This is a genomic window from Actinacidiphila sp. bgisy144 (assembly GCF_057708105.1).
Window position 1 is genome coordinate 17,027 of the sequence record NZ_JBYIRM010000007.1, and the last position, 21,292, is coordinate 38,318.

At 75.8% G+C, this 21,292-nt stretch carries 17 protein-coding genes and 1 pseudogene; 8 read left to right on the forward strand and 10 right to left on the reverse strand.

Translation table 11 applies throughout. The features are described 5' to 3' along the window. The first annotated feature begins 60 nt into the window (after positions 1-60). Complete coding sequence (locus AC3EVP_RS10325) at positions 61-2,523, forward strand: helicase-associated domain-containing protein (RefSeq protein ID WP_435128290.1); 2,463 nt, start codon at positions 61-63, stop codon at positions 2,521-2,523. A 21-nt stretch (positions 2,524-2,544) separates the two neighbouring features. Here the strand turns inward: AC3EVP_RS10325 and AC3EVP_RS10330 are convergent, their stop codons facing one another. Continuing rightward, on the reverse strand, positions 2,545-3,483 hold the full coding sequence (locus AC3EVP_RS10330; RefSeq protein ID WP_435128293.1) for a VanZ family protein: 939 nt from the start codon (positions 3,481-3,483) through the stop codon (positions 2,545-2,547). Positions 3,484-3,593: 110 nt separating this feature from the next. After that, positions 3,594-3,677, reverse strand: a pseudogene (locus AC3EVP_RS10335) (hypothetical protein); the annotation flags it as partial. A 376-nt stretch (positions 3,678-4,053) separates the two neighbouring features. On the opposite strand from AC3EVP_RS10335, the gene AC3EVP_RS10340 reads away from it, so the two are divergent. Together AC3EVP_RS10340 and AC3EVP_RS10345 are read left to right on the forward strand one after the other, a co-directional pair. Continuing rightward, entirely contained in the window at positions 4,054-4,626 is a 573-nt protein-coding gene (locus AC3EVP_RS10340) for a hypothetical protein (protein WP_435128910.1), read from the forward strand. 146 nt (positions 4,627-4,772) lie between these two features. Continuing rightward, a complete protein-coding gene (locus AC3EVP_RS10345; RefSeq protein WP_435128296.1) occupies positions 4,773-6,431 on the forward strand; it encodes a DNA repair helicase XPB in 1,659 nt (552 codons plus the stop codon). Positions 6,432-6,441: 10 nt separating this feature from the next. Here AC3EVP_RS10345 and AC3EVP_RS10350 read toward each other — a convergent pair whose 3' ends face one another. After that, a complete protein-coding gene (locus tag AC3EVP_RS10350; RefSeq protein WP_435128299.1) occupies positions 6,442-6,996 on the reverse strand; it encodes a hypothetical protein in 555 nt (184 codons plus the stop codon). A gap of 115 nt (positions 6,997-7,111) precedes the next feature. Beyond that, complete coding sequence (locus AC3EVP_RS10355) at positions 7,112-7,282, reverse strand: hypothetical protein (protein ID WP_435128302.1); 171 nt, start codon at positions 7,280-7,282, stop codon at positions 7,112-7,114. A gap of 333 nt (positions 7,283-7,615) precedes the next feature. On the opposite strand from AC3EVP_RS10355, the gene AC3EVP_RS10360 reads away from it, so the two are divergent. Beyond that, positions 7,616-9,739 (forward strand): HelD family protein, encoded by a 2,124-nt coding sequence (locus tag AC3EVP_RS10360; protein WP_435128305.1) that lies wholly within the window; start codon positions 7,616-7,618, stop codon positions 9,737-9,739. Between the two features lie 142 nt (positions 9,740-9,881). Here the strand turns inward: AC3EVP_RS10360 and AC3EVP_RS10365 are convergent, their stop codons facing one another. From AC3EVP_RS10365 to AC3EVP_RS10375, 3 genes are all read right to left on the reverse strand, one after another. Then, complete coding sequence (locus tag AC3EVP_RS10365) at positions 9,882-10,592, reverse strand: copper homeostasis protein CutC (RefSeq protein WP_435128308.1); 711 nt, start codon at positions 10,590-10,592, stop codon at positions 9,882-9,884. A gap of 75 nt (positions 10,593-10,667) precedes the next feature. Then, positions 10,668-11,339 carry an HD domain-containing protein gene (locus AC3EVP_RS10370; protein ID WP_435128311.1) on the reverse strand — a complete coding sequence of 224 codons (672 nt, stop codon included), beginning with the start codon at positions 11,337-11,339 and terminating at the stop codon, positions 10,668-10,670. A gap of 95 nt (positions 11,340-11,434) precedes the next feature. After that, positions 11,435-12,076 (reverse strand): ScbR family autoregulator-binding transcription factor, encoded by a 642-nt coding sequence (locus AC3EVP_RS10375; protein WP_335970758.1) that lies wholly within the window; start codon positions 12,074-12,076, stop codon positions 11,435-11,437. A 135-nt stretch (positions 12,077-12,211) separates the two neighbouring features. On the opposite strand from AC3EVP_RS10375, the gene AC3EVP_RS10380 reads away from it, so the two are divergent. Next, entirely contained in the window at positions 12,212-13,144 is a 933-nt protein-coding gene (locus AC3EVP_RS10380; protein ID WP_435128317.1) for a ScbA/BarX family gamma-butyrolactone biosynthesis protein, read from the forward strand. 221 nt (positions 13,145-13,365) lie between these two features. After that, on the forward strand, positions 13,366-14,034 hold the full coding sequence (locus AC3EVP_RS10385; RefSeq protein WP_335970755.1) for an HAD family hydrolase: 669 nt from the start codon (positions 13,366-13,368) through the stop codon (positions 14,032-14,034). Between the two features lie 165 nt (positions 14,035-14,199). Here AC3EVP_RS10385 and dhaL read toward each other — a convergent pair whose 3' ends face one another. The 3 genes from dhaL to AC3EVP_RS10400 all read right to left on the reverse strand — a co-directional run bounded on the left by dhaL (position 14,200) and on the right by AC3EVP_RS10400 (position 17,230). Next, entirely contained in the window at positions 14,200-14,910 is a 711-nt protein-coding gene (gene dhaL / locus AC3EVP_RS10390) for a dihydroxyacetone kinase subunit DhaL (RefSeq protein ID WP_335970754.1), read from the reverse strand. 128 nt (positions 14,911-15,038) lie between these two features. Continuing rightward, complete coding sequence (locus AC3EVP_RS10395) at positions 15,039-16,052, reverse strand: dihydroxyacetone kinase subunit DhaK (protein WP_435128322.1); 1,014 nt, start codon at positions 16,050-16,052, stop codon at positions 15,039-15,041. Positions 16,053-16,387: 335 nt separating this feature from the next. Further along, positions 16,388-17,230, reverse strand: coding sequence for an AraC family transcriptional regulator (locus tag AC3EVP_RS10400; protein WP_435128325.1), 843 nt, complete (start codon positions 17,228-17,230; stop codon positions 16,388-16,390). A gap of 54 nt (positions 17,231-17,284) precedes the next feature. On the opposite strand from AC3EVP_RS10400, the gene AC3EVP_RS10405 reads away from it, so the two are divergent. Both AC3EVP_RS10405 and AC3EVP_RS10410 read left to right on the forward strand, forming a co-directional pair. Next, on the forward strand, positions 17,285-18,508 hold the full coding sequence (locus AC3EVP_RS10405; RefSeq protein WP_435128328.1) for an MFS transporter: 1,224 nt from the start codon (positions 17,285-17,287) through the stop codon (positions 18,506-18,508). A gap of 71 nt (positions 18,509-18,579) precedes the next feature. Next, entirely contained in the window at positions 18,580-21,183 is a 2,604-nt protein-coding gene (locus tag AC3EVP_RS10410) for an excinuclease ABC subunit UvrA (protein ID WP_435128331.1), read from the forward strand. The last annotated feature ends 109 nt before the right edge of the window (positions 21,184-21,292 follow it).

A 21,292-nucleotide genomic window follows, 5' to 3' on the forward strand; every position in this document is an offset into this window, starting at 1 on the left:
CGCCGCCCGCCACGACGACCGTACCCGTCCCCCCACGTCCATGCGGCTAATGTGGGAGGGATGGATACGGCAGAGCCGCGCACCCTCGCGGAGGACCTGCGCGCACGTGACGACGACGCGCTGGCCCGCCTGCTGCGCGCCCGGCCCGACCTGCTCACCCCGGTCCCGGGCGACCTCACCCAGCTCGCCGGCCGCGCCGCCACCCGCGCGTCGGTGCTGCGCGCGCTCGACCAGGTCGACGCGTTCACCCGGCAGGTCGCCGAGGCGCTCGCGGTGGCCGCCGACCCGTGCCCGTACGACGCGCTGTGCGTGCTGATGGCCGGCGCGGACCCGGCCGGCGCGGCCGCCCCGCTGGGCGCGCCGCTGCCCGCCGACCTCGCCGCGGCCGTCCGCGCGGCGCTGCCCGACGCGGTGGCGCGGCTGCGCACCCGGGGCGTGGTGTGGGGCGGCGGGGACCGGCTGCGGCTGGTGCGCGCGGCCCGCGACGTGCTCGCCCCCTCGCCGTCGGTGGCGTCCGCGACCGGCCTCGGGCCGTCCGTCGGCGAGGCCACCGCGGGGATGTCCCCGGCCCGGCTCCAGGAGATCGTCGCCGACGCGGGCCTGCCGGCCACCCACGACCCGGTGAGCGCCACCCGCGCGCTGGCCGAACTCTTCGCCGATCCGGCCGGGTTGGGCCCGCTGCTGGACGCGGCACCCGAGGGCGTCGGCACCGTGCTCGACCGGCTGGTGTGGGGCCCGCCGTACGGCGAGGTGCGGGACGCGACAGCGCCGGTGCGGGCGGCGGACGCCACCACGGCCGTGCAGTGGCTGCTCGCCCGCGGTCTGCTGCTGCCGGCCGGCGCGCACAACGTGGTGCTGCCGCGCGAGGCGGCCCTCGCCCTGCGCGGCGGCCGCGCGCACCGTACGCCGGAGCCCGCGCCGCCGGCGCTCGCACCCGTGCCGCGCACCGCCCGCACGGTGGACCTCACCGCGGCCGGGCAGGCGCTCACCGCGGTGCGCACCGTCACCGAACTGCTCACCGCCTGGGAGACCGGCGGGCCGGGGGTGCTGCGGGCGGGCGGGATCAGCGTGCGCGACCTCAAGCGGACCGCCACCACCCTCGACCTGCCCGAGCCGGAGGCCGCCTTCTGGCTCGAACTCGCCTACGCCGCCGGGCTGGTGGCCGCGGACGGCGAGGTCGACGAGGCGTACGCGCCGACGCCCGCGGCCGACGGCTGGACCTCGCTCCCGCCGCACCAGCAGTGGTCGGCGCTGGCCGCCGCCTGGCTGGCCGCGACCCGCACCGCCGGGCTGGTCGGCAGCCGGGACCCGAAGGGGCGGGCGCTGGCCGCGCTCGGCCCGGACCTGGACCGCTCGCTCGCGCCCCAGGTGCGGCGCGCCGCGCTCGACCTGCTCGCCGAGCAGCCGCCGGGCACGGCCGCGGACCGGGACTCGCTGCTGGCCCGGCTGCGCTGGGACCGCCCGCTGCGGCCGGGCGCCGACGCGTTGCGCGCCGACCTGCTCGGCTGGACCCTGCGGGACGCCGAGGCGCTGGGCGTCACCGGCCGCGGCGCGCTCGCCGCGCACGCCCGGCCGCTGCTGGCCGGCGACCCGGACGCGGCCGCCGCCGCGCTCGCGCCGCTGCTGCCCGAACCGCTGGACCATGTGCTGCTCCAGGCCGACCTGACCGCGGTCGCGCCGGGCCCGCTGATCGCCCCGCTCGCCGAGATGCTGGGGGTGCTCGCCGACGTCGAGTCCAAGGGCGGCGCGACCGTCTACCGCTTCAGCCCGGCGTCGGTACGGCGGGCCCTGGACGCGGGCCGCAGCGCCGCCGACCTCCAGGCGTTCCTGGCCGCCCACTCGCGTACGCCGGTGCCGCAGCCGCTGAGCTACCTCATCGACGACGTGGCCCGGCGGCACGGCGCGCTGCGGGTCGGCGCGGCCTCGGCCTACCTGCGCTGCGACGACGACGCGGTGCTCACCGAACTCCTCGCCGACCGCCGGGCGAACGGCCTCGGGCTGCGCCGGCTCGCCCCGACCGTGCTGGCCGCGCAGGCCGACCCGGCGACGCTGCTGGAGCGGCTGCGCGCGATGGGGCTCGCACCGGCCGCCGAGTCGCCGGACGGCGACGTGCTGATCACCCGCCCCGACGCCCGCCGCACCCCGCCGCGCACCCCGCCGCTGCCGGTGACCGACGGGCCGCCCGCCCCCGACGACGCGCTCCTGGGCGCCGCGATCAAGGCGATCCGGGCCGGCGACCGCGCGGCCACCGTCACCCGCGACGTTCCCGCCGCCCGCGACGGCGGCCTGCCCCGCACCTCCGCCGCCGACACCCTCGCCACCGTCCAGGCCGCCGCGCTGACCGGCGAGTCCGTCTGGATCGGCTACGTCAACGCCGAGGGCGCCGCCACCCAGCGTGTCATCGCCCCCCTGCGCGTCGAGGGCGGCTACGTCACGGCCTACGACCACACCGCCGACGCCACCCGCACCTTCGCCCTCCACCGCATCACCGGGGTCTCCACCCTCACCGAAGACCCTTCCTGACCTGCCGGACTCGGGTGCCGGTCACTTCTCCGGGCCGGCCGGGGTGCGCCGCGCCGCCGTGCCGATGCCGTAGCGGTGGTACCAGTGGCGGCGCCGGGGGTGGAGCGCGCGGCCCAGGCGCAGGCCCAGCAGGAGGTAGCCGAGCAGGGCCCCGGCGGTGTTGAGGATGACGTCGTCGATGTCGAAGGCGCGGCCCTCCACGAGCGTGCCCTGGGCCGCCTCGACCATGAGCATCACCAGCGCGGTGGCGGCGACCACCCGGAGCAGGCCGCGGATGCGCGGGAAGAGCGTCGGCAGCAGGACGCCGAAGGGGGCGCCGAGCAGGACGTTGCCGCCGATCTGCTTCACGGTGTCGCGGTGGTCGGGCTGGTCGAGGTAGGCCCGGATCGACGCGCCCGGCCGCAGGTTGGCGTGCACGAGGGCGTCGGAGGCGGGCGAGGGCACGAGCGTCACCCGGGCCAGCAGGACCGCGAAGCCCACCATCCCGACGAACAGCGCGGCCAGGACCAGCGCGCGGGCCGTCAGGGCGAGGGCGGAGCGGCGCTGGAGCACCGGGGTGCGGGCGGCCTCGTCAGGCGCGGGTGCCGCGGGCTCGGCCTGCTTGGCGGCGGCGGCGCGCTCGGCCGGCCCGGCCGACCGGTCACCGCGGAGGCGCGGCCACCGGCCGGGGAGCATACGGCGGGGCTTCGGCGCGGCTGCGGCGGCGGGCTTGCGGGTGCGCTTGGCGGCGGCCGCCGACCGGCCCGCGGACCGGGGCTTCGCCTTCGGCGCGGCCTTCGGCTTCGGGCCGGCCTTGGTCTGCTGTCCCGCTTTCGTCTTGGGCTTCGCGTCGGGCTTCGCCTTCGGCTTCGGTGCGGCTTTCGGTTTCGGCGTGGTCCCCGGCGCCGGGGACGGTTTCGGCTTCGCGCCCGGCGTCGGCGCGGCGCGGCCGGTACGGAACAGCGGGACTCGTAGCGCCACGGCACCCGGCCTCCTCGCGTAGGCACTGTCCCAGCGGCGCTTACCCCCGACCGGCCGCCGTACGCGGGGGCGTGCGGCGGCCGGAGGGGCGAACGGTCATGCGGGCAGGGTCAGTTGTGGCGCCCCCGCCTGCGGGTGAAGACCACCAGCGCGCCACCGGCGCCCAGCACCGTGACGGCCGCGGCCGCGGCCCACTCGACCTGGGCCGAGGCACCGGTGTCCGGGAGGCTCGGCGGGGTCGAGGTCGGTGCGGTCGGCGTCGTGGGCGGGGTGGTCGGAGGCGTGCTCGGGTGGTCCGACGGAGGAGTAGTGGGCGGCTTCGTCGGGTGATGCGACGGAGGAGCGGTCGGCGGCTTCGTCGGGTGATGCGACGGAGGAGCGGTCGGCGGCTTCGTCGGGTGATGCGACGGAGGAGCAGTCGGCGGCTTCGTCGGATGGTGCGACGGAGGAGCAGTCGGCGGCTTCGTCGGGTGATGCGACGGAGGAGCAGTCGGCGGCCTGGTCGGGTGATGCGACGGAGGAGCAGTCGGCGGCCTGGTCGGGTGATGCGACGGAGGAGTCGTCGGAGGCTTGGTCGGCGGGGTCGTGGTGGGGGGCGCGGTGGGCGGGCAGCTCTCGCTGTCGGTCGGCGCCGGATGCTCGCTCGGCCAGGAGCCGTGGCTCGGGGCCGAACCGCCGCCGTACCCGCCCGGCGCCGTGGAGTCGTGGTCGCTCGGGGCCGAACCGCCGCCGTACCCGTCGGACACGGAGGACGGGGCGGACGGGGCGGACGGCGCCGACGACGGTTCGGCCCCGTTCGGCCACTGGCTGCCGTTCGGCCACGACGTGTCGTCGTCGGCTGCCGCCGCCGAGGACGCCGCCGCGGACGTCGTCGCCGGCGCCGGCGCCTCGCTCTTCGGCGGCCACTGGCTGCCGTTCGGCAAGCCAGTGTCCGACGGCTCCGCGGCCGCCCCGCGCGCGGCGGTCGCGGCGGTCACGGCGGTCGCGGCGCCGTCGTCCGAAGTGGCGGCGCCTGCCGGGGTACCGGGCAGCAGCAGGCCGGCCGTGGCCATGACCGCCGCGCCGGCCACTGCCGTGGCGGCCGCGGCAGCGTGGAAGGTCCCCCGGCGGCGCTGCTCCGTGGGGGGATGCGTCTGCTGGTGATTCATGGGGGCAGAAAACATCAAATAAGACTGTTCATCTTGTATGCCAAGCTCGTGCCGCGCACAGATTCGCCTGTCCGGACGCACCCCGTCCCCACCCGCGCGGCGAAGTACAGTTGTCTGTTCGCCCATCCCTCGGAGGCCCCCTTGTCCTGCCTGATCGTCCAGAGCGACAAAACGCTCCTCCTGGAGGTCGACCACGAGCAGGCGGACGCCTGCCGCCGCGCCATCGCCCCGTTCGCCGAGCTGGAGCGGGCCCCGGAGCACATCCACACCTACCGGCTCACCCCGCTCGGCCTGTGGAACGCCCGCGCGGCCGGCCACGACGCCGAGCAGGTGGTGGACGCGCTGGTCGAGTACTCGCGGTACCCGGTGCCGCACGCGCTGCTGGTCGACGTGGCCGAGACGATGGACCGCTACGGCCGGCTGCGGCTGAGCAAGCACCCGGCGCACGGCCTGGTGCTGACCACCACCGACCGCCCCGTGCTGGAGGAGGTGCTGCGCTCCAAGCGGGTGCAGCCGCTGGTCGGCGCGCGGATCGACGCGGACACCGTGGCGGTGCACCCCTCCGAGCGCGGCCAGATCAAGCAGGTGCTGCTCAAGCTGGGCTGGCCCGCCGAGGACTTCGCCGGGTACGTCGACGGCGAGGCGCACCCGATCGAGCTGGACCAGGACGGCTGGGCGCTGCGCCCCTACCAGCAGCAGGCCGTCGAGGGCTTCTGGCACGGCGGCTCCGGGGTGGTCGTGCTGCCCTGCGGCGCGGGCAAGACCCTGGTCGGGGCCGGCGCGATGGCGCAGGCGAAGGCCACCACACTGATCCTGGTGACGAACACCGTCTCGGCCCGCCAGTGGAAGCACGAACTGGTGCGGCGCACCTCGCTCACCGAGGACGAGGTCGGCGAGTACAGCGGCACCCGCAAGGAGATCCGCCCGGTCACCATCGCCACGTACCAGGTGCTGACCACGAAGCGGAAGGGCGTTTACCCGCACCTGGAGCTGTTCGACTCCCGCGACTGGGGCCTGATCGTCTACGACGAGGTGCACCTGCTGCCGGCGCCGGTCTTCAAGTTCACCGCCGACCTCCAGGCCCGCCGCCGGCTCGGCCTGACCGCGACGCTGGTGCGCGAGGACGGCCGCGAGTCGGACGTGTTCTCGCTGATCGGCCCGAAGCGGTTCGACGCGCCGTGGAAGGAGATCGAGGCGCAGGGGTACATCGCGCCCGCCGACTGCGTGGAGGTGCGGGTCAACCTCACCGAGAGCGAGCGGCTGGCGTACGCGACCGCCGAGACCGAGGAGAAGTACCGCTACTGCGCGACCACCGCGACCAAGCGGAAGGTGACCGAGGCGCTGGTGGCCCGGCACGCGGGGCAGCAGACCCTGGTGATCGGCCAGTACATCGACCAGCTGGACGAGCTGGGCGAGCACCTGGGCGCCCCGGTGATCAAGGGCGAGACGACGAACGCGCAGCGCGAGAAGCTCTTCGACGCGTTCCGCAGCGGCGAACTGTCGGTGCTGGTCGTCTCGAAGGTGGCGAACTTCTCCATCGACCTGCCCGAGGCCACGGTCGCCATCCAGGTCTCCGGCACCTTCGGCTCGCGGCAGGAGGAGGCGCAGCGGCTGGGCCGGGTGCTACGCCCGAAGGCCGACGGGCACGAGGCGCGCTTCTACTCCGTGGTGGCCCGCGACACCATCGACCAGGACTTCGCCGCCCACCGCCAGCGGTTCCTCGCGGAGCAGGGCTACGCCTACCGCATCGTGGACGCCGACGACCTCCTGGCGGGTCCCGCGGCGGCCGAGGACGCCTGATCCGCCGCGCTCAGCTCGGCGACGGCAGGTGGAGGTAGAGGTGGACCGCGGTCACCGCGGCGGCCAGCGCCCCGGCGCCCAGCAGGGTCCGCAGCACCTGCCGCCCCTGCCGCCCCTCGGGGACGGCCCAGCAGCCGGCGAGCAGCAGCACCGACGCCAGCAGCACGCAGGGGTTCACCGCGATCGCCCGGAACAGCGCGCGGCAGCCCGCCGGGTCGCACGAGTCGGTCGCGAACGGCGAGAACACGCAGCACAGCGCGCCGAACCCGAGGAGGGGCACGCACAGCACCGTGCACAGCACCTGGACGAGGAGGCTGCGGCGCTCCGGCCGCGGTGCGCCGCCCTCCGGCGGCAGGGCGTACGGCCAGACCCCGGCCGGCGGGTGCGGGGGCAGCGGCGGTACGGGCGGCCGGGGCGGGAGCGCCCCGGCAGGGCCGCGAGGGCGTGCGTCGCGGTCGGCGTACGGCTGCGGGTACGGGCTCGGGCTCGGGTGCGGATACGGGTGCGGCTGGGCGGGCTCCGGTTCGTCGGCCGCCCGGCAGTGCCCTGCGGTGTGCGTCCTCATACGACCATCACACCGACCCGGGGCGGTGGCGCACATGCGCCGCCGTACTCATCCGGGTGCACGGGTTACTACTCAGCGGTAACCCGCGGTGGGTGGCGCCGTGGCGCCGGCGGGGTCAGTAGCGCTTGCCCTCGGCGCCGAGGATGACGACCTCGACGGCGGTGGTGACGAACACCTTGACCGCGCGCAGCGCGTTGCCGACGAGGTGGCGCGGCTGGTCGGGGCGGGCACCGAGGGCGGTGCCGCCGTGGGCGGTGGGACCTGGGTGGAGTGTGGTGGAGGCCATGTCTCCACGGTAGGCATCACACGCCCGGCGTACGTCGGGCCGTGGACGGATATCGGGCCGGGCGGGTGCGACCTCGGGTGGACCCGCGACCCTGACCGGCCTGTCAGGGTCACCCCGAGGGGAAAGCGGCGGGCCGGGGCACGCGGGCGGGCGGGCGCGGGGCGGGCGGAAAACGGTTGGTGCTGCCGCGGCCCGCGGCGTATAGTTCCGCGTCTTGCCGCCTCCCGGACGGGAGTGCCGCCGCCCGGACGGAAACCGGCCGGCCCCTTCGTGTCACCACCGTGCGCGTACGCCCCGCCGTACGCTCCCCCGTACCAGCCCGGAGGCCAAGCCGTGCCCTCGCACGCCCCCGACCAGCCCGTTCCGCCCGACGCCACGGCCCTCGTCCCCGAAAGCCCCGGCTCCCCCGACGCCGCCGACCCGCTGGGCCGGGAGCGCGCCCACCTGTCGGCCTCCCGGTCCGCGCTGCGGGCCATGCGGCAGGACGTCGAGGCGCTCGACATCAGCGACGTCACCGGGAACTGGGTCAACGCCAAGATCCTCGCCGGCGAGATCGAGGCGCGGATCAAGGCGCTCGCCGACCTCGCCGACACCCCGCTCTTCTTCGGGCGCCTGGACTACCTGCACGCGCCGGGCGTCGAAGCCGCCGAGGGGGCCGACGGGGAGAGCTTCTACATCGGGCGGCGACACGTCCATGACGCGGGCGGCGACCCGATGGTCATCGACTGGCGCGCCCCGGTCTCGCAGCCCTTCTACCGCGCCTCCCGCAACGAACCGATGGACGTGCGGCTGCGCCGCCGCTTCGGCTACACCGGCGGTGACCTGACCGCCTATGAGGACGAGCACCTGTCCGACCCCGCCGAGGCGGACCGTTCCAGCAAGCTCCTCCAGTCGGAGATCGAGCGGCCGCGCGTCGGGCCGATGCGCGACATCGTGGCCACGATCCAGCCCGAGCAGGACGAGATCGTGCGCGCCGGGGTCGGCGGCACCGTCTGCGTGCAGGGGGCGCCCGGCACCGGGAAGACCGCCGTCGGCCTGCACCGGGTGGCGTACCTGCTGTACGCGCACCGGGAGCGGCTGGCCCGCACCGGCACCCTGGTGATCGGGCCGAACGCGTCCTTCCTCCAGTACATCGAGCAGGTGCTGCCCGCGCTCGGCGAACTCCAGGTCAAGCAGGCCACCGTGGACGACCTGGTGGCCCATGTCCCGGTGCGCGGCACCGATTCGGCGCGGACCGCCCGGCTGAAGGGCGACGCGCGCATGGCGGAGGTGCTGCGGCGCGCGGTCCGCTCGGGCATCAGCATGCCGACCGAGCCGGTCGTGGTGGTGCGCGGCTCGCGGCGCTGGCGGGTGCCCGCGTACGAACTGGCGGAGATCGTCCAGGAGATGGCCGACCGCGACATCCGCTACGGCGCCGCCCGCGAGGCGCTGCCGCAGCGGATCGCGCACGCGGTGCTGGTGCAGATGGAGCGGTCCGGCGAGGCGCCCGACGACCGGGTGCAGGACGCGGTCGCCCGCAACGCCGCGGTGAAGGCCGCGGTCAAGGCGTGCTGGCCGCCGGTGGACCCGGCCAAGACGGTGCTGCGGCTGCTGTCCGACCCGGAGTTCCTCGCCTCCTGCGCCGAGGGGCTGCTGTCGCCGGAGGAGCAGCAGGCGCTGCTGTGGGCGAAGCCGGCCCGGGGGCTGGCCGGGGCGAAGTGGTCGGCGGCCGACGCGGTGCTGGTCGACGAGGCGAACGACCTGGTGCAGCGCACCGGTTCGCTCGGCCATGTGGTGCTGGACGAGGCGCAGGACCTGTCGCCGATGCAGTACCGGGCGGTCGGCCGGCGCTGCTCCACCGGGTCGGCCACGATCCTGGGCGACCTCGCGCAGGGCACCACGCCCTGGGCGACCGCGTCCTGGGCGGAGGCGCTGTCCCATCTGGGGAAGCCGGACGCGCGGGTCGAGGAGCTGACCCGCGGGTTCCGTGTGCCGCGCGAGGTGATCGCCTACGCGTCCCGGCTGCTGCCGTCGATCGCGCCCGGTCTGGCGCCGGCGACCTCGGTCCGCGAGTCGCCCGGCGCGCTGTACGTGCGCCCGGCGGCCGAGGACGCGCTCGACGCGGCCGTGCTCGCCGCGTGCCGCGAATCGCTGGGCCACGAGGGCTCGATCGGGCTGATCGCGGCCGACCCGCGCGTCCCGGCGCTGGCCGCCGCGCTCGACGCCGCGGGCCTGCCGTACCTGTCGCCGGGCGAGGAGACCTCGGCGACCGCCCGCCTCACCCTGGTCCCCGCGTCGCTGGCCAAGGGTCTGGAGTACGACTACGTGGTCATGGACGACCCGGCCGCGATCGTGGCGGCCGAGCCGGACGAGCGGACGGGCCTGCGTCGGCTGTACGTCTGCCTGACCCGTGCGGTGTCGGGCCTGACGGTGCTGCACAGCGCCCCGCTGCCGGCCGCGCTGGCGCAGGCGGGCTGATCCACGGCAGCCCGCCGACCGGCGACGCGCGCGTTCCGGTGAGGCGGTCGGTGGTGCGTCCCGGCTGACGCGGTCCGGCGACGCGGTCCGGCGACGCACTCCGGGTGACGCGGTCCGGTGACTCGCTGCGGCTGACGCGGGGTCAGCCGACGGCGACGGGCGCGTCGATGGCCTCGCGCCAGGTGCGTACGGCGGCCGCGTCGACGGGTGCGGCCCAGCCGCCGGGACGTACCGCGCCGCCGACGTGGAAGCCGGTCAGCCCGGCGGCGCGCAGCGCCGGCACGTGGTCCAGCAGTAGCCCGCCGCCGACCAGCAGCGCCGGTTCGTAGCCCGGCTCGCCGGTCCGCGCGGCCTCCTCGCACAGCACCGGCAGCCCGGCGCCGACGCCGTGCGCGGAGCCGGCGGTGAGATAGGTGTCCAGGCCGGGCAGTCCGGCCAGTTGCAGGCGCAGCGCGTCGCGGTCGACGGCGTGGTCCATCGCGCGGTGGAAGGTCCAGCGGCAGCCGTCGATCACGTCGACCAGCGCGTACACCGCGTCGAGGTCGGCGCGGCCGCCCGCGTCGAGGAAGCCGAGCACGAACTCCTCGGCGCCCTCGGCCCGCAGGCCCTGCGCGGTCTCGCACAGCACGTCCAGCGCGTCGGCGTCCCCGGCGGCGAAGCCGTCGGACAGCCGCAGCATGACGCGCAGCGGAATCCGCACCGCCGCCCGGATCGCGGCGAACGTCTCGCGGGAGGGCGTCAGCCCGTCGGCCGCCATGTCGCTGACCAGTTCGAGGCGGTCGGCGCCGCCTTGCTGGGCCGCGACGGCATCCTCGGCGCCGAGGGCGATCACCTCGAAGATTGGTCTAGACATATGAGCAAGGGTGCCACACCAGTCCCTCCCAGCGCGAGGGTCAGGTCTCCCGATCACCCGGGCGAGTACGGCGGACTATGCCTCCAGCAACTCCAGTTCGGTGCCGACGTTGCGGCGGGCCACCTGCTCCCAGTGGGTACGGCCGTACTCCGTGCGGAACAGCCGCGGCAGCGCGAGCAGCCGGCGCAGCACGTCGGCGCGGCCGGCCCGGAAGTCCTCGTCGGGCACGAAGCCGTACTCATCGCGGACCGCGGCGGCGTAGGCCGCGTACGCCGCCGGGTCGCCGGCCAGCACCGCGAGGTCGGCGTCGCACAGCACCTCGCCGTCCGCGTCGCCCTCGGCCGGGTCGTGGTCCACCGTCAGCCGCACCAGCCGGGCGACTTGCGCGACCCGCTCCGGGTCCACCCCGGCTTCGGTGAGCGCCCGTTCGGCGAGCGCGGCGCTGCGCTCCTCGTTCTCGCTGCGGTCCGGACGGTAGACCGCGTCGTGGAACCAGGCGGCGAGCGCCACCGTGTCGGGGTCGTGCGCGTACACCGTCAGCTCCGTCACCCGCGCCAGTACCGCGACCAGGTGGTCCAGCGTGTGGTAGCGCCGCTGCGGCTCGGCCCACCGGGCCAGCAACTCCCGCCCGTAGACCGCCGGGTCGGGCTCGTCGTCCGCAGCCGTCCGGCAGCGCCGCAGCAGTTCGGACCACTCCGCGAGCAGTGCGGCATAACGGGGATGGGCTTCGGCTCGGCTCTCGGGCATGCCGATCATTGTCCACGGCCGCCCCGGAAGTCCACCCCCGCCCCCCGGGCGCCACGCGGCACCCGACCACCTGGCCGCTTCCACCGTGTCCCGCCTCACAGCGCCAGGCAGGACCCCCCGGCCGCGCCCACCCGCGCCAGCAGCGCGGTCGCCTCGGTCCTGGCCCGCAACCCGGCGAGCAGCAGCAGCCACAGGTCGTAGAGCCGGTCCTCGATCTGGTCCCGCCCGTCGAGGGCATCGGAGACGGTGTGCATCCCGAAGAACGCGTAAACCACGCCCACCGCGGCCGTCTCGGGCGCCAGCCCGCCCGCGAGTTCGCCCTGTGCGTCCGCCTCCCGCAGCAGGGAGCCCACCGTGTCGATCCAGCCGAGGAACGGCGCCGGCAGCGGGGCGTCGATGGCGCGGCGCTCGGTCCACAGCCGGGACCCGGCCCGCACCACCACGTCGTCGCGGAAGGCGCGGGCGACCTCGAAACTCAGCGCCACCAGCTTCTCCAGCGCCGAGTCGTACGCCGCCCGGACCCGGGCGATCATCGCCGGCCAGGTGGCGAAGTGCGCCTCCACCACGGCGAGCGCCAACTGCTCCTTGTTGCCGAAATGGAAGTAGATCGCACCGCTGGTCCGCCCCGAGAGCGCGCTGATGTCGCTGATACTGGTGCCGGCATAACCGTGTTCGTCGAACAGCCGCGCCGCCGCCTCCACCAGACACCTGCGCGTCGTCTCCGCTCGCCCCTGCACATTCACCCCGATAGCCGCTTCGTCGCCGACCACGGCAATCTAGCGCGTCGCGAACGCCGAACCGCGCCGGGGGCGGACGACGCACGTGCGAATCAGCCGGACGTGAGTTCTTCTTATGGTATGAATCATTCGGTCGTGGATGGTTTCCCACGGAATTCCGGGAAGAACGATTCGCCGGGGCTGAGCTGGTCGCGCACGGTCGCCCGGGAAATGGTGCACCGCTCGTCGGTCGCCGAGGTACTGCTGACGGATGTCCGGCCGGACCGCGCGGGCGGGTTCGCGGCGGCCGCCTGCTGGCCGCGCTCGCACCCCACCTTCCCGCGCGACGGCTCGGACCTGCACAGCCCGCTGCTGGTCGCCGAGACGCTCCGCCAGCTGGGCATCTACCTGCCGCTGCGCTACTTCGGCGTCGCGCCGGACACCCATCTGCTCATCGGCGACCTGTACTTCGCCCTCGCGCCCGGCCGGGAGCCGCGGGTCGGGCACGGCGCCACCGAGGTGACCTGCGCGGTCGAGGTCGGCGCGGTCCGCCGGGACGCCGGCGGCGCGGTCACCGGCCTGCGGCTGGAGGTCCACTACGCGTGCGGCGGGCGGCAGTTCGCCCGGGCCGGCGGCAGCGCCCGCTTCCTCGACGGGGAGGGCTACGCCCTGGTGCGCGACCGGCACCGCGACCCCGCGCCACCCGCGGTGGCCGCGGCGCCGGACAGCCGCCCCTCGCCCGCCGCGCTCGCGGTCGCCGGCCGCGGCGACGTGCTGATCTCCCGCCGCGGCGGCGCCCTGGCCGTCGAACCGGCCGACCGGCGCCACCCGTTCTTCTTCGACCACGCCAGCGACCACGTGCCGGGGATGGTGCTGCTGGAGGCCGCCCGGCAGGCCGCGGCCGAGGCGAGCGGCGGCACGCTGCTGCGCCCGGTCAGCGGCCGCCTGGTGGCCACCCGCTTCACCGAGTTCGCGCCGCCGGCCCGGATCGAACCCGTGCCGCACCACCGCACATGTGTGTTCCGGGTCCGCCAGGGCGCGGCCTGCACCGCCTACGGCGTCCTGGGATACCGACGACACGCGGTGTGACTTATTGCATTCGCTTGACTCCCGTGCACAGCCGTCCATAACGTAATGATCGATATGTTCTCGGCGGTCCCCTCCGCATTCCGCCAAGTCCGCGGGATTTATGGACGCGCCCGTCGAGAGCCCGCGCCTGCCTGACGAAACAGCGCGCAGCCGCCTGTCGGCCCGTATTACCGACGACTCTCCCACGCGCTTTCAGGCATTCTCGAACGGACCTTCCCCCCATGACTCCTCACCCACTCTTTTCGTGGACCCCGACGGCGATTGTCTTCGACTGCGACGGCACGCTGATGGACACCGAACGGCACTGGCAGGACGCCCGCGACCTGACGCTCCGTGATTTCCGGCTCACGCCGGCGGAGGGTTTCGCCGAGCGCAGCAAGGGCCTGCACTACACGGAATGCGGCCAGCTGATGGCCGACGAATCCGGTCGGCCCGAGCTCGGCGGCGAAGTCACCGAGCGGCTGCTGGACCATTTCCGCGCCCTGGTCGCCGACGACCCGCAGACCATGCCCGGCGCGGGGGAACTCGTCGCCAACGCGGCGAAGTTCGCGCCCCTCGCGGTCGCCAGCAACTGCCCGCTCGACGTGGTGGACACCTGCCTGCGCACCGCCAACCTCCGGCAGCACTTCGACCACATCGTGGTGCCCGGGCCCGGCATCCGCCCCAAGCCCGCCCCCGACGTCTACCTCGTCGCCGCGCGCCTGTGCGGCGCCGACCCCGCCGAGTCCCTCGCCGTCGAGGACTCCGCCTGCGGCATCGAGGCCGCCACCCGCGCCGGCCTGCGCACCATGGGCGTCGGCCCCTGGCCGGGCGAGGACCTCGCGGCCACCGTCGACATCTGGGTGGCCTCACTCGACGACCCGAACATCTTCTCCTGGTCCGCCCGCTGACGGCGGCCCCCTGACCGGCGGGCGGCCCCGCGTCCCCGTGCCGCCGCCCGCCTCCCACCCGCCGCAGGGCCGACGTCGGCGCCGGCCCTGCCCCGGCATCCGGCCGGGTACGGCGCCGGACCGGATGCCGTGCCGGACCCGACGGCACGCCGGGCCGGCGCCGTGTCAGGCCAGATACGGCGTCAGGGTGGGCACCGCCTCGGCTGCCGAGGCGAAGAGCAGGGCGATCCCGACCGCCCCCGGGTCGGGCACGCCCGCCGCCCGTTCGCCGAGGTAGCTGGCGCGCCCGCGCCGGGCGGTGAGGCGGGCGGTGCTGCGGACACCGCCCCACGCGGCGGCGGCCGCGGCGGCCGTGGCGGCCTTCGGGTCGCCCGGCACCGCGCGGGCCCGCGCGGTCAGTGCGGCGCAGGCCGGCACGAGCGCGTCGACCAGCGTCTTGTCCCCGACCGCGGCCTCGCCGACCCGCTGGATCGCGGCCAGCCCGCCGCCGGCGCCCGTCGCCAGCGCGACGGCGGGCGGGCCGTCCCCGGCCGCCACCGCGGCCGCCATCTCCTGGAGCAGCAGCCCGAACAGCGGGCCGCTGGTGCCGCCGACCTCGTCGAGGAACGCGGAGGCCGCCGCCTCCAGCGGCCAGGCCGGTGCGGCCGAGGCGGGCGCCGACGCGCCGAGCCGGCGCAGCGCGGCCTGGAGCCCGGCCACCAGGTTCGCCCCGAAGTCGCCGTCGCCCACCTGCTGGTCGAGCGCCGTCAGCTCGGCCTCGGTGGCGGTGGCGGACGCGGCGAATCTGCGCACCCACCCGTCGGTGAACCCGGTGAGGTCGGCCGGGCGGAAGGGCTCGGAGAACTCCGGGAACCCGGTGTCGGTTGATGTGAGCATCGCTGCGTCTCCCGTCGTTGCCTGCCCGCTGGTCGCACCGGGCCCGGTGCGGTCTCACGGCAGTGGGCACCTGGTACTGGCGCCGGCCCACGGGCGCCCGCCGTACGGGCGCCCGGTGGCGGGCGCGGTCAGCCCGCCCGCGGTCGCCCGCACCACGCCGGGGCGGACGCGGGGGCGTCGTAGTACGCGAGCGTGGCGTCGTCGGCGGCCAGCAGCGTGAGCGAGAAGCCCCGCATGTCCAGCGCGGTCACGTAGTCGCCGACGAGGGTCCGTACGGTGGCGGCGCCGCGCTTGTCCAGCAGCCGGGTCACCTCACCCAGCACCGCGTACAGCTCCAACCGGGTGACGCCGCCCAGCCCGTTGACCAGGAGCACGACCTGTGCGCGCGGGCCGAGGTCGAGGGAGCCGGCGAGCGCGGCCACCATGTCCTCGGCGAGGTCGCGCAGCGAGCGCTCCGCGAGGGTGTGGCGGGCCCGCTCGCCGTGGATGCCGACGCCGTACTCCACCGCGCCCGGCGGCAGGTCGAACGCGGGGCGGCCGGTCGCGGGCGAGGTGTGGGCGGCGGAGGCGACCGCGATGCTGCGGCACCGCGCGGCCACGTCCGTGCCCAGCGCGACCAGGTCCGCCAGGCCCATCCCGGTGTCGGCGGCCGCTCCGAGGATCTTCTCGACCAGGACCGTCGCGCCGGTGCCGCGCCGGCCCGTGGCGACCTCGTCGGACTCCGTCGCCACGTCGTCGTCGACCAGCACCCGGCCGCAGGCGATGCCCTCCCGGGCGAGGCGTTCCGCGGCGATACCGAAGTTGATCTTGTCGCCGGTGTAGTTCTTCACCACGTGCAGCACCCCGTCACTGCCCGCGACGGCGCGCGACGCGGCGAGGATCTGCCGGTTGTGGGGTGAGGCGAAGACGCGGCCCGGGCAGGCGGCGTCCAGCATGCCGGTGCCGACGTAGCCGGTGTGCAGCGGTTCGTGGCCCGAACCGCCGCCCGAGACGAGGCCGACCCTGCGGGTCGGCGCCGGTTCCAGCGCTTGGACGTAGCCGTCGCGCTCGTCCCAGCGGATGTGCTCCGCGTGGGCTCGGGCGAAACCGGCCAGTGCTTCCCCCACCAGTTCGTCGGCTGCGTTCACGAAGTAAAGGCCCATGAGACGACCTCCTGTCACCTCATGCTGAGCGGTCCCCGGGACCGCGGCAACCGGACCCTCCCGGGTGCCCCCGGACCTGCTGTTTCGGGACCACCTGCCGGTGGGGGGTTCCCTCCGGGGGGTGCCTCGTCCTGTGGGGTGCCGGGATCTTGCGGTCCGCGGTGGCTGGTCGCGCAGTTCCCCGCGCCCCTGGATACGCCCGGGTCCTTCCGCGGAAGAAGCCCGCGCCCGAAGGGGCGCGGGGAACTGCGCGACCAGCCAGTTACCGGGCGCAAGGTCCCGGCACCCGCAGGAGGCGCCACCCCGGAGGGAACCCCCCACCGGGAGGTGGTCCCTCAGCCGGCAGGGTTGGGGCGCCCGGGGGGTCGGGCTCGGCCCCGCCCGGGAGTGGTGCCGAAGGTGAGGCGGAAGGCCTCGATGAAGGCGCTCGGGTTGGCGTAGCCGCAGGCGCCCGCCGTGGAGGTGACGGACCGCCCGCCCGCGAGGAGCGTGAGGGAGTGGTGGAGCCGGAGTTGGGTCCGCCACTGCGGAAACGTCATGCCCAGCTCGCTCTGGAAGAGCCGGCTGAGCGTGCGTTCGCCGGCCCCCACCGCGGCCCCGAACTCCGCGAGGGTGCGCGGGTCGGCGGGGTCGGCGCGCAGGAGCGCGGCGACGGCCCGCAGCCGGTCGTCCGCGGGCGCGGGCAGATGCAGCGGAAGCGCCTCGACCCGGCGGAGTTGGACCAGCGCGACGCGTTCGAGGTCGGCCCGCTGCGCCGGGGTGTAGGGCGGGTGGGCGCCGCCGGGCGGCTCGGTGAGGGCGACGACGACTTCGCGCAGCAGCGGCGGTACGGCGACCACGGTGGGCCGGTCGTCGCCGAACGGCCCGTGTCCGGGCGGGAACGACAGCGTGCGCATGTCGGTGCGGCCGTGCGCCTCGTGCGCGTGCGGCACCCCCGCCGGAATCCACACCGCGCGGTGCGGCGGCACCACCCACGCACCGAGCGGCGTGGACACCCGCAGCACACCGCTGCTCGGGTGAATGAGCTGGTGCACGGCGTGGTGGTGCCAGTCGATGCGCTCGCGGTGCAGCAGTTCGTGGCGGGTGGGACCGTCCAGCGGGCGGGGCGCGGGCCCGCCCGGCGCCGGTGCCGCGGGCCTTTCGGGCGGCTCCGCGGCCGATTGGCGGGTTGTCGGCATAAGTCGACAGACTATCGGTAGCCGACCGTGCCCGCCGCTCGGCAGGCTGCCGGTATGACCCGAAGTGCCGATACGGCAGACCCCCGACCGGACTCCTCCGGTCCCCCGGCCCCCGCCCCGGCCGAGGCCGCGGCCCCGGCCCGTACGACCTGGCAGCGGATGCGGCTGTGGGGCGTCGCGCACGCCGTCGACGACCTCTACCAGGGCCTGGTCCCCGCGACCGTGCCGTATTTCGTGCTGGACCGGCACTACGGCTACGTCGCCGCGTCCGGCCTCACCCTCGCCGCCACCCTGGGCAGTTCGGTGCCGCAGCCGTTCATCGGGCTGGCCGTGGACCGGATGCGGCTGGGCTGGCTCGCGGGCGCCGGAGTGGCGCTCGCCGGGATCGCGCTGGGCCTGTCCGGCGTCGTGCCCTCGTACGCCGCCGTGTGGTGCCTGATCATGCTGTCCGGGCTCGGCATCGCCATGTTCCACCCGGCCGCGGGGAAGTCCGCGCGGGAGGACGCGGGGGACAGCGCCGCCGCGATGAGCGTCTTCGCGGCGGGCGGCAGCGTCGGCTTCTTCCTCGCGCCGGTCCTCGCCACCCCCGCGCTGATCGCGTGGGGCGTCGGCGCCACCGCCCTGTTCATCCCGCCCGCCGTCCTCACCGGGTACGTCCTGCTGCGCCACCGCGCCCGCCGGGCCCCGTCCGCGTCGGCCGCGAGCGGCGGCGGGGTGGACCGGTGGGGGCCGTTCGCCGCGCTGACCTGCGTCGAAGTGGTGCGCTCGGTGGCCTTCTTCGGGGTGAACACCTTCATCGAGCTGTACTGGATCAGGCATCTGCACGCCTCCCGCGGCCTGGCCGGGGCCGCGCTCACCGGCTTCCTGGCCGGCGGGGTCGGCGGCACCCTGCTGGGCGGGCGGCTCGCGGACCGGATCGGCATGGTCCGCACCGTGCAGGCGGGCGGCGCGCTCGCGCTGCCGATGCTGGCCGGGCTGCTGCTGGCCCCGGGCAGCGTCGCGCCGCTGCTCTTCGCGGTCCTCACCGGGGTCTGCCTCAACCTGCCGTTCGCCGTGCTGGTCAAGCTCGGCCAGGACTACCTGCCCACCCGCCCGGGCACCGCGGCCGGGGTGACCCTCGGGCTCGGGGTCAGCGTCGGCGGCCTGCTCTCCCCGCTGCTCGGGCTCGTCGCCGACGCACACGGGCCGCGCGGCGCGCTGACCGCGCTGCTCGTCGTCCCCCCGGTCGCCCTGGCCCTCGGCCTGCTGCTGCCCGAGCCGTCACGCGCCGCCGGGTGACCGTACGGCGCAGGGCCTGACGTGCCGGGGCCGGACATGCCGAGGCCGGGCGCCGGTGGGAGAGTGGACCGGTGGGCAGTGATCACGGCGGCGCCGCGGACCGGTTCGTACGCGTCAGGGGCGCCCGGGTGCACAACCTCGACGGCGTCGACGTCGACGTGCCCCGCGACGCGCTGACCGTCTTCACCGGCGTGTCCGGGTCCGGCAAGTCCTCGCTGGCGTTCGGCACCCTCTACGCCGAGGCCCAGCGGCGGTACTTCGAGTCGGTCGCGCCCTACGCCCGGCGGCTGATCCAGCAGGTGGGCGCGCCGAAGGTGGAGGAGGTCAGCGGGCTGCCGCCGGCCGTCGCGCTCCAGCAGCGGCGCGGCGCGCCCACCTCCCGTTCGTCGGTCGGCACCGTCACCACGCTGTCGAACCTGCTGCGGATGCTCTTCTCCCGCGCCGGCAGCTATCCGCCGGGCACCGCCGAACGGCTGGACTCCGACGCCTTCTCGCCGAACACCGCGGTCGGCGCCTGCCCGGAGTGCCACGGTCTGGGCCGGGTGCACCGGGTCACCGAGTCCTCGCTCGTCCCCGACCCGTCGCTGAGCATCCGCGAGCACGCGATTGCGGCCTGGCCGGGCGCCTGGCAGGGCAAGAACCTGCGCGACGTGGTGGACGCGCTCGGCTACGACATCGACCGCCCGTGGCGGGAGCTGCCGCAGGCGGACCGGGACTGGCTGCTGTTCACCGACGAGCAGCCGGTGGTGACGGTGCACCCGGTGCGCGAGGCCGGGCGTATCCAACGCCCGTACGAGGGGCGGTTCATGAGCGCGCGCCGCTATGTGATGCGCGCGTTCTCGGAGTCGAAGAGCCCGGCGACCCGGCGGCGGGTGCAGCGCCATCTGGTGAGCGCGCGGTGCCCGGTGTGCGGGGGCAAGCGGCTGCGGCCGGAGGCGCTGGCGGTCACCTTCGCCGGGCGCGACATCGCCGAACTGGCCGCGCTGCCGCTGGCGGAGCTGGCCGGGGTGCTGCGGGCCACCGCGGGCCTGGCGGCGCCCGGCGCGGCGACCGCGTCGGCGGTGTCCGGCGAGGCCACCGAGGCCGCGGTGGCCCTCGCCCGTGACCTGGTGGCGCGGATCGAGGTGCTGACCGGTCTGGGCCTGGGCTATCTCGGCATGGACCGCCCGGCGCCGACCCTCTCCCCCGGCGAGCTGCAACGGCTGCGGCTGGCCACGCAGTTGCGCGCCGGGCTGTTCGGCGTCGTCTACGTGCTCGACGAGCCGTCGGCCGGGCTGCACCCGGCGGACACCGAGCCGCTGCTGACGGTCCTGGAGCAGCTGCGGGCCGAGGGCAACACGCTGTTCGTGGTGGAGCACGACATGGACGTGGTGCGCCGCGCGGACTGGGTGGTCGACGTGGGCCCGGGTGCGGGCGAGCGCGGCGGGCGGGTGCTGTACAGCGGCCCGGTGCCGGGCCTGGCCGGGGTCGGGGAGTCGGCCACCCGGCCGTACCTCTTCGGCGCCGGGGACACGGATACGCCCCCCGGCGGGGCAGGGCGTGAACCGCGGGCGCCGGGCGGGTGGTTGCGGCTGCGCGGGGTGGATCGGCACAACCTGCGCGACCTCGACGTGGACGTACCGCTGGGGGTGTTCACCGCCGTGACGGGCGTGTCGGGTTCGGGCAAGTCGACGCTGGTCAGCCAGGTGCTGGCGGAGGTGGTGACGGCCCGTCCGGCACCGGACGGCACGGCGGAGGGCGCCGACGACGGGGCCGGTGCCGAGGGGGACGGTGCCGCGGAGGACGGTGCCGACGAGGGGGCCGGGGAGCCGTGGGAGGAGGGCGGGGCCGGCGGTTCCGCGCGAGACGCGGTACGGGTGCGGGCGGTCGAGGGCGCCGACGCGGTCGACCGCCTGGTCCGCGTGGACCAGCGGCCGATCGGCCGCACCCCGCGCTCCAACCTGGCCACGTACACCGGGCTGTTCGACGCGGTGCGCCGGGTCTTCGCCGCCACCGACGAGGCGCGGGCCCGCGGCTACACCCCGGGCCGGTTCTCGTTCAACGTGGCGGCCGGGCGCTGCGAGACCTGCCAGGGCGAGGGGTTCGTCGCGGTCGAGCTGCTCTTCCTGCCCGGTACGTACGCGCCCTGCCCGACCTGCCACGGCGCCCGCTACAACCCGCAGACCCTGGAGGTCGCCTACCGGGGGCGGAACATCGCGCAGGTGCTGGACATGCCGGTCGACACCGCGGCCAGGTTCTTCGCGGACGTGCCCGCGGCCGAGCGCGGCCTGCGCACGCTGCGCGACGTGGGCCTGGGCTACCTGCGTCTCGGCCAGCCCGCCACGGAGTTGTCGGGCGGGGAGGCCCAACGCATCAAGCTCGCCACCGAGTTGCAGCGCGCCCGGCGCGGCCACACCCTCTACCTGCTGGACGAGCCGACGACCGGCCTGCACCCGGCCGACACCGACCTGCTGATGCGGCAGTTGCACGGGCTGGTCGCGGCGGGCAACTCGGTGGTGGTCGTCGAGCACGACATGGGCGTGGTGGCCGGGGCGGACTGGGTGCTGGACCTCGGACCGGGCGCGGGTGACGACGGCGGCCGGGTGGTGGCGGCCGGCCCGCCGGCGCAGGTGGCCGCGGCGGTGGGCAGCAGGACCGCCCCCTACCTCGCGCGGAGGTTGACGCGCGGAGATTGACGCGCGGCGGGAGGAGCCCCCTCCGCGCCTCCCACCACGCCGACCCGTAGCCGCCGAAGCGCGCTGGGTCACCAGTGGTGAATTTCGCAGCCAAACCTGTTAATTGTCA